The 11,849-nt window shown below is 73.8% G+C and carries 13 protein-coding genes and 1 tRNA gene; 7 read left to right on the forward strand and 7 right to left on the reverse strand.

Annotated elements, in window-relative coordinates; genetic code table 11:
• Positions 1-6: 6 nt before the first annotated feature.
• The 5 genes from AB0637_RS09265 to AB0637_RS09285 all read right to left on the reverse strand — a co-directional run bounded on the left by AB0637_RS09265 (position 7) and on the right by AB0637_RS09285 (position 4,231).
• Entirely contained in the window at positions 7-363 is a 357-nt protein-coding gene (locus AB0637_RS09265; RefSeq protein ID WP_366171549.1) for a helix-turn-helix transcriptional regulator, read from the reverse strand.
• 101 nt (positions 364-464) lie between these two features.
• Positions 465-2,018: a methyl-accepting chemotaxis protein gene (locus AB0637_RS09270; protein WP_366171551.1), complete on the reverse strand. Its 1,554-nt coding sequence runs from the start codon at positions 2,016-2,018 to the stop codon at positions 465-467.
• Between the two features lie 84 nt (positions 2,019-2,102).
• Positions 2,103-2,630: a SigE family RNA polymerase sigma factor gene (locus tag AB0637_RS09275; protein WP_366171553.1), complete on the reverse strand. Its 528-nt coding sequence runs from the start codon at positions 2,628-2,630 to the stop codon at positions 2,103-2,105.
• Positions 2,627-3,448 carry a hypothetical protein gene (locus tag AB0637_RS09280; RefSeq protein WP_366171555.1) on the reverse strand — a complete coding sequence of 274 codons (822 nt, stop codon included), beginning with the start codon at positions 3,446-3,448 and terminating at the stop codon, positions 2,627-2,629. The genes AB0637_RS09275 and AB0637_RS09280 overlap by 4 nt, the downstream gene beginning before the upstream one ends.
• Positions 3,449-3,547: 99 nt before the next feature.
• Entirely contained in the window at positions 3,548-4,231 is a 684-nt protein-coding gene (locus AB0637_RS09285; RefSeq protein ID WP_366171557.1) for an NUDIX domain-containing protein, read from the reverse strand.
• A 62-nt stretch (positions 4,232-4,293) separates the two neighbouring features.
• Here AB0637_RS09285 and AB0637_RS09290 point away from each other — a divergent pair, with 62 nt between their 5' ends.
• Entirely contained in the window at positions 4,294-5,049 is a 756-nt protein-coding gene (locus AB0637_RS09290; protein WP_366171559.1) for a DeoR/GlpR family DNA-binding transcription regulator, read from the forward strand.
• Positions 5,050-5,108: 59 nt separating this feature from the next.
• On the opposite strand, the gene AB0637_RS09295 is transcribed toward AB0637_RS09290, so the two are convergent.
• Both AB0637_RS09295 and AB0637_RS09300 read right to left on the reverse strand, forming a co-directional pair.
• Positions 5,109-5,181: transfer RNA gene (locus AB0637_RS09295), tRNA-Glu, on the reverse strand.
• A gap of 77 nt (positions 5,182-5,258) precedes the next feature.
• Entirely contained in the window at positions 5,259-6,128 is an 870-nt protein-coding gene (locus AB0637_RS09300; RefSeq protein ID WP_366171561.1) for an NAD(P)-dependent oxidoreductase, read from the reverse strand.
• A 129-nt stretch (positions 6,129-6,257) separates the two neighbouring features.
• Here AB0637_RS09300 and AB0637_RS09305 point away from each other — a divergent pair, with 129 nt between their 5' ends.
• The 6 genes from AB0637_RS09305 to AB0637_RS09330 all read left to right on the forward strand — a co-directional run bounded on the left by AB0637_RS09305 (position 6,258) and on the right by AB0637_RS09330 (position 11,618).
• The gene (locus AB0637_RS09305) at positions 6,258-7,604 is read left to right on the forward strand and encodes a histidine kinase (RefSeq protein ID WP_366171563.1); all 1,347 of its coding nucleotides are present in this window, start codon (positions 6,258-6,260) and stop codon (positions 7,602-7,604) included.
• A gap of 38 nt (positions 7,605-7,642) precedes the next feature.
• The gene (locus tag AB0637_RS09310; protein ID WP_366171565.1) at positions 7,643-8,320 is read left to right on the forward strand and encodes a response regulator transcription factor; all 678 of its coding nucleotides are present in this window, start codon (positions 7,643-7,645) and stop codon (positions 8,318-8,320) included.
• Positions 8,321-8,387: 67 nt separating this feature from the next.
• Entirely contained in the window at positions 8,388-8,555 is a 168-nt protein-coding gene (locus AB0637_RS09315) for a CopG family transcriptional regulator (protein WP_366171567.1), read from the forward strand.
• On the forward strand, positions 8,552-8,923 hold the full coding sequence (locus tag AB0637_RS09320; protein ID WP_366171569.1) for a VOC family protein: 372 nt from the start codon (positions 8,552-8,554) through the stop codon (positions 8,921-8,923). Before AB0637_RS09315 ends, AB0637_RS09320 begins: the two co-directional genes overlap by 4 nt.
• A 330-nt stretch (positions 8,924-9,253) precedes the next feature.
• Entirely contained in the window at positions 9,254-10,591 is a 1,338-nt protein-coding gene (locus AB0637_RS09325) for an MFS transporter (protein WP_366171571.1), read from the forward strand.
• Positions 10,592-10,616: 25 nt separating this feature from the next.
• The gene (locus tag AB0637_RS09330; RefSeq protein WP_366171573.1) at positions 10,617-11,618 is read left to right on the forward strand and encodes an aldo/keto reductase; all 1,002 of its coding nucleotides are present in this window, start codon (positions 10,617-10,619) and stop codon (positions 11,616-11,618) included.
• Positions 11,619-11,849 lie beyond the last annotated feature (231 nt).

Raw genomic sequence — 11,849 nt, forward strand, 5'->3', positions numbered from 1 at the left:
GCGGCGTCAGGCGACCAGCGACAGCACCGGACCCGACGGCACGGACGCGTGACCGGCGGCGGAACTCACCGTCGCCCCGGTCGTGAGGTCGAGCACGTGGTTCCTGGTGCGCAGCAGCAGGTCCGCGAGGTCGAGGTCGAGGGCGCCGCAGATCGCGGCGAGCACCTCCGAGGAGGGTTCCTTCCGACCGCGTTCGACCTCGGACAGGTGCGGCAACGACACCCGCGCACGGGCGGCGACGTCGGACAGGGTGCGTCCCTGGGCGGACCGTTCCGCGCGCAGCACCGCCCCCAGGGCGTCGCGCAGCAGGGGGTCCGGGCGGCGACGCACCCGACGCGTCGGGACCACGGTGAGCTGGGGCACGGGAACCTCCGGCGGTCGGTTCCCACCGACGCTACGCCGGAGGTTGGGGCCGCCGCACCGCCGTCCGCTCTGAGCGGACGACGGTGCGGCGGGTCAGGGGGTCAGCGTCGCCCGGGACGCTCGTACGCGGTCGCCATGGCGACCTGCTCGTCGATGACCTCGGAGATCCGCGCCTGGACGGCGTCGAGCTCGCGGATGATCGCGGCGGTCTCGTTGATGCCGACGGAGACGGCGGAACTCGACGCCTGGATCCCGGAGACCTGCTGGGAGACGCGCTGGGTGGCGTCGGCGGTCTCGCGGGCGAGGTCCTTGACCTCGCTGGCGACGACGGCGAAACCCCGGCCGAGTTCGCCGGCGCGGGCGGCCTCGATCGTCGCGTTGAGCGCCAGCAGGTTCGTCTGGTCGGCGATGCCGGAGATGATCTTGATGACCTCCCCGACGGCGGCCGACGCCTGCGTCAGCGCGTCGACCTCGCTCGTCATCGTCGAGGCCTGGCCGACGGCGGCGTCCGCGACGCGGCCCGCGTCGTTGACCGCGTCGCGCAGCCGGGAGACCGTGTCGAGGAGTTCGTGCGAGCGGGCGGCGTCGTGCTCGCTGCGGCGCAGCACGTCCAGCCGCTGCGACACGAGCTGCTGCACGTTGCGCAGCGAGGACGCGCGGGAGTCGGACAACTCGATGACGTCGGTGGCGAAGAAGTCCATCGTCCCGACGACGCGGCCCTCGGACAGGATCGGGAAGCAGACGCCCGACTTCACCCCCGCGCGCTGGGCCGCGGGGGCGCGGACGCAGTCGGTCATCTCGGCGAGGTCGCGGACGTAGACGAGGTCGCGCTGGCGCCAGGCGCGGCCGGACAACCCGACGCCCTCGGCGAAGCTGGCGGACAGGGTGACGCGGCGGAACTCCTCGCCCGCCGACCCGGACTCGACGGCGAACTTCAGCGACGCGCTGTCCTCGTCGAGCGCCCAGTACGAGCCGTACGCCCAGCCGAACGCCTCCCGGACCGTCTCCAGCGCGGTGCGCAGGGCGCCCTCCTGGTTCGCGGAGGCCCCCACCTTCGTCACGACGGTGGTCACGGCCGCGCGGTCGTTGAGGGTCTCCTGCAGCGCGGCCGTGTCCAACGCGCGGCGGCGGGCGTGCGCGGCGACGCGGCCGATGGCCGACCACTTCTCCGCGCGACCGCCGAAGAAGGGGAGCTCGTCGCGCGAGTAGTACTCGTGCAGGGCCACGACGCGACCGTTCTCGACGACGGGCAGCTGACCACCGGACTGCGCGCCCGCGGCGCGCGCGGCGCGCCAGCGCTCGCAGGCCATCGCCTCGGTGGAGTCGTCGCACTGCACCGGTTCGCGGGAGGTGACGGCCTTGCCGCCGCACCCGTCCCCCGCCCCGACGGCGAGCGCCCGGGTCGAGGCCAGCGCCGCGACCATCGGGCCGACCTCGCTGGCGAGCTGGAAACGGCCGTCGGGTCCGGGCAGCCAGACCCCGCCGTAGCTCAGGTCCAGGGCCTCGGCCAGCGCCTTGACGCAGGCGAGCTGCGCCTCGAGCTCGGTGGTGATGCCGGAGTCGAGAGCGGCCAGGACGGCTTCCAACGCCTCCACGTCGCGCGGCATCGGTCCCGTGGCGACGTGGCCGACGGCGACCTTCTGGCGTCCGAACACTGCGATCCCCCCACACCGGGTGACGAAACTTCTAGAAGCGATGCTCCTGTGAGTGTTTCGGCGGGAAGTGCCGCGAACTTGACCTCACCCTGCGCGAGCGGCTCCGAGCTGCGCGCGGAGCGCCGCGAGACCGCGGTGGGCGTTGCTGCGGACGGTCCCCGTGGTCACGTCGAGGAGGTCGGCGATCTGCTCGTCCGAGCAGTCCTCGAAGTGCCGCAGGACGAGCACGGTGCGCTGCTTGGCCGGCAACCGGCGCAGGGCCGTGAGCAGCTCGTCGCGGTCGGCGACCTGCCCGCTGCGGTCCGCGGAGGCGGCCTCGGGGAGGTCGTCGGTGGGCCGTTCCCGGCGCGCGGCGCGGCGCCAGAACGACGTCGAGGCGTTGACGACCATGCGGTTCACGTACGCGACGGGGTCGTCGGCGGCGCTCACGCGGCCCCACTGCAGCAGGGCCTTGGCGAGGACGTCCTGGACGACGTCCTCGGCGGCGTGCGGGTCCCGCAGCAGGCCGCGGGCCAACCGCACGAGCGCCGCACCGCGAGCGGCGACGAAGTCCTCGAAGGTGAGGACAGCGGTCTCCTCCTCCGTGGGGGGTGAGGTCCTGGAGGAGGTCACCGGGCGCCACCCCCGGCGTCGGTGAGCTCCGCGGCCAGGTCGAGCTCCCGCGAGACCAGCGCCGAGGCCTGGTCGAGGGCCGTCTGCCCGTCGGGCTGGTAGGTCGTCGTCGTGACCTTGACGACGAGCTGGCCCTGGCGCGCGACGACGGTCGCGTTCCACGACGGGTCGGCGCCGAGCGTCGCGGGCCGGTAGCCGGCGACCACCTGCTCGGCCCCCACGGCCGCGGGGGCCAGCGTCCACGCCGCGCCCTCGAGCTGGGTCGTCGTGCAGTCCTGCGCGTCCTGTTCGGTGGCGGCCATCCAGTCCTGCGCGGCCGTGCCGCGGAAGAGCAGGACCCGCAGGCTGACGTCCTCGGGCGGACCGGAGCGCGCCGTCGGCGACCCGCCCCAGCCCGCCGCGCGGCTGTCGACCACGGTGCGCGTCCCGTCGTAGGCGTCGTCCTGGCAGAACCCCGACCCCGCCGTGACGGTCTGCCCCAGCAGCGCCAGCCCGGGGACGACGGTGTCGACGTCCTGCGTCGTCAGCAGGGCCTCGTTGGGGACCGCGGTCGCGGTCGGGCTGGGGGTGGCGGGCACCACGGGACGCACGACGGTGGGGTCCCCGCCCCACTGGGACACCCCGAACGGGACCCCGAGGGCGAGGACCGCGACGACGCCGGCCACCCCCTGCCGGCGTCGTCGCAGGGTGCGGGCGCGCCCCCGCGCCCCCGCGACGAGAGCGGACACGTCGACCCCGGCGTCGGCCGAGCCCGCGCGCCGCAGCGCGCGGACCAGGTCGTCCTCCGCCGGGTCGGCTCCCCTCCGGTGCTCGCTCATGCCGTCCTCCCCCTCCGTGCCCTCGGGTCCCCACCGGCCCGGTGCCGGTCCCGACCAGCAGACGCCTGTCGGGCCGCCCACGTTGCACGCGCGCCGGGTTCAGCGCGCCGACGGGGCGAACGGTCCGTCCAGCACGGCCCACTGCAGCAGGGTCACGGTCTTGCCGTCGCGGATGCGCCCGTCGCGGCACATCGCGAGCGCCGTGTCGACGTCGAGTTCGACGACCTCGATGTCCTCCCCCTCCTCGGCGACACCGCCACCGTCCTGCGTGCGGTCGGTCGGGCGGTAGGGCGCGGCGAAGAAGTGCAGGCGCTCGGTCACCGACCCGGGGCTCATGAAGAGGTCGAAGAGGCGCTCGACGGTGCCGAGGTCCACCCCCAGCTCCTCGGCGGCCTCGCGCCGCACGGCCGTCTCGGGGTCGTCCGCGTCGAGCAGACCGGCGGCGGCCTCGAGCAGGAGGCCGTCGGGGTGGCCGTTGACGTAGGCCGGGTAGCGGAACTGGCGGGTCAGCAGCACGGTCCGGCGCGCGGCGTCGTAGGGCAGGAGGACGGCCCCGTCGCCGCGGTCGTAGGTCTCGCGCTGCTGCACCGTCCACGTGCCGTCGCGTCGGCGAAGGTCGAAGGTGGTGCGGCGCAGCACGTGCCAGCCGTCCGAGGTCACCTCGACGTCGCGGACGACGACGTCCGGGTTGCCGTGCAGGTCCCGTCCGACCCGGTCGAGCCCGGTGCGGCCGCGGCCGTCCGGGACGTCGACCCCGCGGCGGGGTGGGGTGGCCTGCGTCATGGCGCCATCCTAGACTCATCGTGCAGAAACGTGCAGGAACTTCGACCAACGTGGAGGATGGCGTGCTGGCAGCGCAGCGACGGGAATGGCTCCTGGCCCGGCTGGCCCGCGACGGGCGGCTCGTCGCCAAGGACGTCGCCCACGAGCTCGCCGTCTCCGAGGACTCCGTCCGGCGCGACCTGCGCGACCTCGCCGCCGCCGGGCTGTGCCAGCGCGTCTACGGCGGCGCCCTGCCCGCGTCCCCCGCCGTCGCCGACTACGCCGCGCGCACCCGGCTGGCCACCGACAGCAAGGACCGCGTCGCCCGACGCGCCGTGCAGCTCGTCCCCCCGGGGTCGACCGTGGTGCTCGACGGCGGGACCACGACGCTGGCGGTCGCCCGGGCCTTGCCGCCGGACCTGGTGTGCACGGTCGTCACGCACAGCCCGACGATCGCGGCGGCCCTCGTCGAGCACCCGTCCGTCGACGTCTTCGTCCTCGGCGGTCGCCTCTTCAAGCACAGCGCGGTGACGTGCGGGGCCGCGACGGCCGAGGCAGCGCAGCGCGTCAGCGCCGACCTGTTCCTCCTCGGGGTGACCGGCGTGCACCCCGACCGCGGCCTCACCACCGGGGACCCGGACGAGGCGGCGGTCAAGCGGCTGCTGGCCGGGCGCTCGGCCGAGACGTGGGTCCTCGCCTCGAGCGAGAAGGTCGGGGCGGTCTCACCGCACGCGGTGCTGCCGCTGGACGCCGTGGCGGGCGTCGTCACCGACACCGTCGACGAGGGGGCCGTGCGGGAGCTGGAGGGGCGCGGTGTCCGGGTGCTGCGCGCGGAGTGAGGACGCCACGCTGGGACGCGAGAAGGCCCCCGGTCACGTGGACCGGAGGCCTTCCTCGGTAGCCCCGACGGGATTCGAACCCGCGCTACCGCCGTGAGAGGGCGGCGTGCTGGGCCGCTACACAACGGGGCCCCAGCGTCGATCCCGTTCCCGGAACCGGCAAGCAGGAGTCTACCCGCTGCGCGTCGGTGCCCTGGACACCGTGCGGCTCAGCGGGGTTCGTCCCGGGCGACGACGGAGAAGTCGTCGTCGCCGTGCCCGGCCTGCTGGGCGGCCAACAACCCCTGGGCCGCGACGGTGAGCGCGGGCAAGGGAAAACGCGTCGTGGACGTCATGAGCCCGGTGTCCTTCAGGAGCAGGTCGGCCGAGAACTGGGTGTCCCCGAACTCCCCGGTCCGCAGGTTCTGCCCCTTCATCGCCGCGATCGGGCCGAGCCCGGTGCCCTGGAGCGTCGTCAGGACCTGCTCGACGTCCAGCCCTCCGGAGGCGCCGAGCCGGACGGCCTCGACGAGGCCCTGGAAGGAGACGGCGAGCGCCAGGTTCGCGACGAGCTTGCCGGTCGCGGCCGCGGACGCCTCGGGCAGCACCTGCAGGCGGTCGGGGTCGGCCCACAGCGAGACGAACGGGACCGCACGCTCGGCCCGCGGTCCGCCGGCCAGGACCCCCAGGGAGCGGTTCGCGGCCGGGCCCAGGGACCCCACGACGGGCGCGTGGACGTGGTCGACGCCGCAGTCGGCGGCCCAGCGCGCGTGCTCGGCGGCGTCGGCGGGTGCGACGGTCGTGATGTCGATCCACAGCGTCCCGGCCGCCGGGGACAGGCCGTCGAGGACGACCTCGCGGACGGCGGGCGGCCCGAACAGCGCCGTCACGAGGACGTCGGCGCCGTCCAGGGCCTGCGCCGGCGAGCTCGCGGCCGTGGCCCCCGCGGCGACGAGGTCGCCGTCCCGGCCGGGGGTGCGGTTCCAGACGCGGACGTGGTGGCCGGTGTCGAGGAGGTGGCCGGCCAGGACGCGGCCCATCCGGCCGAGGCCGAGGAAGGCGATCGTCGAGGGGTGCTCAGCGGGAGCAGGAGGGTTCACAGGGCGGTTCCTCGCGGACGGGCGCACACGCTGGGTGATGCGCGGAGTGACGGCGTGCGACGGATGCGGGAGGAGCGCAGGGACGATCGGGGGACGCCGGACGCTCAACCACCTCCCTACCCTGAGGCGGTGAGTCAGCTCGCGCACCCCGTCGCTCCGCCCACCGACCCGTGGGTGACGCGATGGCGGTTCGCCCCGCGGCTGCGCGACGTCGTCGCCGTGCTCCTGGCCCTGTTCTTCGCCGTGGCGTGGTTCCACTCCGTCGTCGTGGGCCCGGTGCGCAACCAGCCCGGCGGCCCCGTCTTCCCCGACGGGCTCACCTGGGTCGCGCAGGCCCGGGCGCCGGAGGTCCTCGCCTGCGCCCTGGTCGTCGTGAGCTGCCTGGCCCTGTGGTGGCGGCGGGACCACCCGGTCCTGCTCTGCCTGGTGTCGCTGGCGGTGGCGGGGGTGCTGGCCTTCGACGGAGCCCTCTACTTCGCGCTCCTCACGCTGGCGGTGCGCCGTCGCGACCGCCTGCTCGTCCTGCTGTCGGCGGCGGCCGGTGTCGTCGTGACGGTGGCGTCGCTGCGCACGACCGAGAACGGGCTGGGCTGGTCGCTGACGTCCGCGGTCGTCGGGGTCTCGCTGTGCGTGTTCGTGGGCGCCTTCGTCGGAGCGCGCCGCGACCTCGTGACCTCCCTGCGCGAGCGCGCCGAACGGGCCGAGCACGAGCAGGTCCTGCGCGCCGAGCAGGCCAGGCTGGCCGAGCGGACCCGCATCGCCCGCGAGATGCACGACGTCCTGGCGCACCGGATCTCCCTCGTCGCCCTGCACGCCGGCGGGCTGGAGGTGCGGCCGGACGTCGGTGCGGACCAGGTCGAGGCGACGGCCGCGACGATCCGCGAGACCGCCCGCACCGCACTGGAGGACCTGCGCCGCGTGCTCGGCGTGCTGCGCGCCCCGGGCACGGGCTCGGCCGCCGCCGAGGCGGCGGAACTGGCGCCGCAGCCGACCCTCGTCGACGTCCGCCGGCTCGTGGAGTCCACGCGGGAGGCGGGGGTCGCGGCCGAGTTCCGCACGGACGTCCCCGTGCACGCCGACGTCCCCGCCGAACTCGGGCGCACCGTCTACCGGGTGGTGCAGGAGGCGCTGACGAACGTCCACAAGCACGCGCCGTCGGCGCAGACCGTCGTCACGGTCTCCGGCGAGGTCGGGCGCGAGATGCTCGTCTCGGTCGTCAACGCCCGCCCGCACGGGACGTCGGCGGGACTGCCGGGCGCCGGGTCCGGACTCGTCGGGCTGTCCGAGCGCGTGGGGCTGGCCGATGGCACGATCACGTCGGGCCCCGAACCGGGTGGGGGGTTCGCCGTGCGCGCGCGGTTGCCGTGGCAGGCCGCGGACGGACGGCCCCGCACCGGTGCCTCCACCGCGTGGACACCCCCGGATGCGAGGATCGTGCGCACCCCCGCCGGGTCGACGGCGACCCAGGAAGGGTGAGGGGGACTGTCGAGGTGGAGGCGAGCGGAGTCGTGGGCGTGGACGAGCAGCAGGGCAGGCCGACGAGGGTCCTGCTGGTGGACGACGACGCACTGGTCCGCGCCGGGCTGCGGATGATCCTGTCCAGCGCCGAGGACATCGAGGTCGTCGGCGAGGCCGAGAACGGGGCCCAGGCCGTGGAGGCCGTGGCGGCGCACCGGCCCGACATCGTGCTCATGGACGTCCGGATGCCCGTCATGGACGGGCTGACCGCGGCGAAGGCCATCACCGAGCGCCCACAGGCCCCGAGCGTCGTCATGCTGACGACGTTCGACCTCGACGAGTACGTGTTCCAGGCGCTGCAGGCGGGTGCGACGGGGTTCCTGCTCAAGGACACCCCGCCGCGCGAACTCGTCTCCGCGGTCCGGGTCGTCGCGGCCGGTGAGGCGATGCTCTCCCCCACCGTGACGCGCCGGCTCGTCGGCCACTACGCCGCGGACACCGTGAACCCGCGTCGCCGGGAGGCCGCGGAACGGCTGCAGCTGCTGACCGACCGCGAGCGCGAGGTGCTCGGCGCCGTCGGCCGGGGACTGTCGAACGCCGAGATCGGCCGGGAGCTGTTCATGAGCGAGGCGACGGTGAAGACCCACGTCTCGCGCCTGCTCACCAAGCTCGAGGCGCACAACCGCGTGCAGGTCGCGATCGTGGCCCACGACGCGGGGCTCCTCGACGCCTGATCGGCTGACGGCGGACCCACCGAGCTCACCCTCGACGGACGGGATCTAGGTTGCTAGCATCCTAGCCATGCCCGAACGACCCTCGAAGGTGCAGTTCAACGTCTACCTCCCCGCCGATCTCGTCGTGCAGGTCAAGCACGCGTGCATCGACGAGGGGATGTCGTTGTCCGCCTTCGTCGAGCGGGCCATGCGCCGTGCCGTGCAGGACACTTCGAGCGAAGGTGGAAACCAGTGAAGGTCACTCCCGTCCGTTTCACGAACGACCTCGTCGCCATGCGCCGCTTCCTCGTGGCTCTCGGGCTCACGAGCACCCTGAGTTCCGACTCCGGGAACTGGATGAGCCTCGAAGGTTCCGGCGGCGAGGTCGGACTGCACTCGGTCGACAGCGCGGCGAACCCGCAGAAGGCCGGGTCGACGGGTCTGTCGTTCACGACCGACGAGCCCCTCGAGACCGTCGCCCGCCGACTCGACGCAGCCGGTTTCCCGGCCGTGGTCGTGGACGAGGCCTTCGGTCGCGTCCTGCAGGTCACCGATCCCGACGGGCAGGAGATCGAGGTCCACGCGACGATGACGGACCTGCACGGGTACTCCGAGGGCGGCTGACGTCGTGGGAACCCACGACTGAGGGGCACCGCTCCCGGACGCGGTGGGCGAGGACGGTCCCGGCTGCGTGGCCGCCTGAAGGGCGTACTGACAGGGCATCCCTCCGGCGTCGGGACCGGCCTAGCCTGGTGGGGTGGACGACGACGCCGGTGGGACGACGGCGCGGTTGCGCCGGTCGGGCAGCCACCGCTGAGCCGTCGACCGCCGCGACGTCCAGCTCACCCGGGTCCCGCACCGGTCCCGGCGAGACGCTCCACCCGGAAGAGGTCCCTCCTGTCCAGCACCAGACCGTCGACGACGACGTCCGAGGGGTCGCACGCCTCCACAGCGGTGCGGGACGCCCCCCGCTCCCGAGTGGTCATCACGATCGCTTCACTGGGGTTCTTCCTCGTCACGCTCGACATCTCCATCGTCAACGTCGCCCTGTCGAGCATCCGCGACGAGCTCGGCGGCGGAGTCGTCGGGCAGCAGTGGATCATCGACGGCTACACCCTGCTGTTCGCGTGCCTGCTGCTGTCCGCCGGCAACCTCTCCGACCGCATCGGCGCCAAACGAGCCCTGGCCGCGGGGATCGTCGTCTTCACCCTCACCTCCGCCGCCTGCGCGTTGGCCCCGAGCACCGCCGGCCTCATCGCAGCTCGGTGCTTCCAGGGCGCCGGGGCCGCGATCATGCTGCCCGCCTCGATGGCCCTGGTCCGCGAGGCGTTCCCCGACGCGGGGCGACGGGCCCGGGCGTTGGGCGTCTGGGCCGTGGGGGGCGCGGTGGCCGGTCTCGTGGGGCAGCCACTGGGCGGTCTGCTCACCACCGTCGACTGGCGGTGGGTGTTCACCATCAACGTGCCCGTCGGCGTCGGGATGCTCGTCCCCCTCAGCCTCGTGGCGACCTCGCCGCGTCGGCCTCGCCCCTTCGACTGGGCGGGTCAGGTCCTCGCCGTCGTCGGGCTGTCGGCCCTGGTGTTCGGGTTGATCGACGGTGGGCACTCGGGTTTCGGTTCCCCGGTCGTCGTCCTCGCCCTCGCCCTCGCGGTGCTCGCGATCGCGGGGTTCCTCGCGGTCCAGGCCCGGGTCGAGCACCCGATGGTGCCGCTGGACCTCTTCCACGCCCGAGGGGTGCGGATCGCGTTGCCGGTGGGCTTCGCGTTCATGGTCGGCAACTTCGGCAACGTCTTCGTGGTCAGCCTCTACCTGCAGCAGCACCTGGGACTCCCACCCCTGCAGGCGGGGCTGGTGTTCGTCCCCTCCGCCGTCGTCGCCATCGCCGGGAACCTGTGCAGCGGCGTCGTCACCAACCGCTTCGGGGCCCGGGTGGCGGTCGTGGCCGGGTTGTCGTCGATGGTGGTGGGTCTGGTCGGGCTCGCAGCGACGGTGGGACGTGGTCCGGTCGTGCTCACGGCGGTCTGCGTCTGCTTCATCGGGGCGGGTGGCTCGGTGGCGATGCCGTCGGTCACCTCGGTCGTGCTGGAGGGCGTCCCGCCCGAGCAGGCCGGCACCGCCAGCGCCGTCTTCAACACGTTCCGCCAGGTCGGCGGGGCCGTCGCCATCGCCGTCTTCGGCGCCCTCGTCGCCGGGGACTTCCTCGTCGGCGCCCGCACCAGCTTCGTGACCGCCGCCGCACTGCTCCTGGGCGCCGCCCTCGTGAGCCTGCGCGTCCCGGCACGGAAACCCTGACCACCCGCACCCACCGGAGGAACTCGTGGACACCAGGATTCTCGGGCACGACCTGACCGTCTCGGCGATCGGTCTCGGCTGCATGACGACCACCGGCGGGTACGGGGGGACACCGGACCGGCACGAGATGGTCGCCCACGTGCGGTCCGCGGTGGACCTCGGCGTGACGTTCTTCGACACAGCCGAGGTCTACGGGCCGCACGAGAACGAGGAACTCGTCGGTGAGGCCCTGCGCCAGGTGCGCGCGCAGCGCGACGACGTCGTCGTCGCGACGAAGTTCGCGCAGCACATCGACCCGGTCGAGCGGACGGCGACGGGGCGGATGCTGCGCCCCGACGAGCTCGCGACCGCCGCCGAGGGTTCCCTGCGCCGGCTGGGGACGGACGTGATCGACCTCTACTACCAGCACCGCGTCCACCCCGACATCGCGATCGAGGAGTTCGCCGGTGCCGTGAAGGACCTCATCACCGCGGGCAAGGTCAAGCGCTACGGGCTCTCCGAAGCGGCAGCCGACACCATCGTCCGAGCCCACGCCGTCCAGCCGGTGACCGCCGTCCAGAGCGAGTACTCGCTGTGGTGGCGGCGTCCGGAGGAGGGCGTCCTCGCCGTCTGCGACGAGCTCGGCATCGGGTTCGTCCCCTTCAGCCCGCTCGGCAAGGGTTTCCTCACCGGTTCGATCACCGCGGGCACGTCGTTCACCGAGGGGGCCGACCTGCGGGCCTCGATCCCGCGGTTCGCCCCCGAGGCTCAACAGCAGAACCAGGTCGTGGTGGAGCTGGTGCGGGGGTTCGCCACCGCGAAGGGGTGCACCCCAGGCCAGGTCGCCCTGGCCTGGCTGCTGGCCCAGCGGTCGTGGATCGTCCCGATCCCGGGGACGACCAACCCGGCGCGGCTGCGGGAGAACGTCGGTGCGGCGGAGGTGGTCCTCACGCAGGACGAGATCGACCGCCTGTCCCGGGAGTCGGCCGCGATCCAGATCGAGGGCGGACGCTACCCGGACTGGCTCGAGGCCCAGACCAACCTCTGACCCGTCCTGACGCGGAGCCGTCGACACCGCACGCGCGTCGCGAACCGCGATCGCCCGAGGCCGTCGGGCAGCCGGGAACCTCCACGCGCCAGAGCACCTCTGGTCTCCCCACGGGAGGGAGGGGAACGACGACGACGGCACTCTCGTTCCCGACTGATGCACTGCAGGGGTACCCCACCGGTACCTCCACCGGTGGTGACTTCCCCGCCGAGGCCTCCAGCGCTTGGTTGG

The sequence above is a fragment of the Kineococcus sp. NPDC059986 genome, assembly GCF_040702905.1.
In the GTDB taxonomy this organism is placed as follows: Bacteria; Actinomycetota; Actinomycetes; order Actinomycetales; family Kineococcaceae; genus Kineococcus.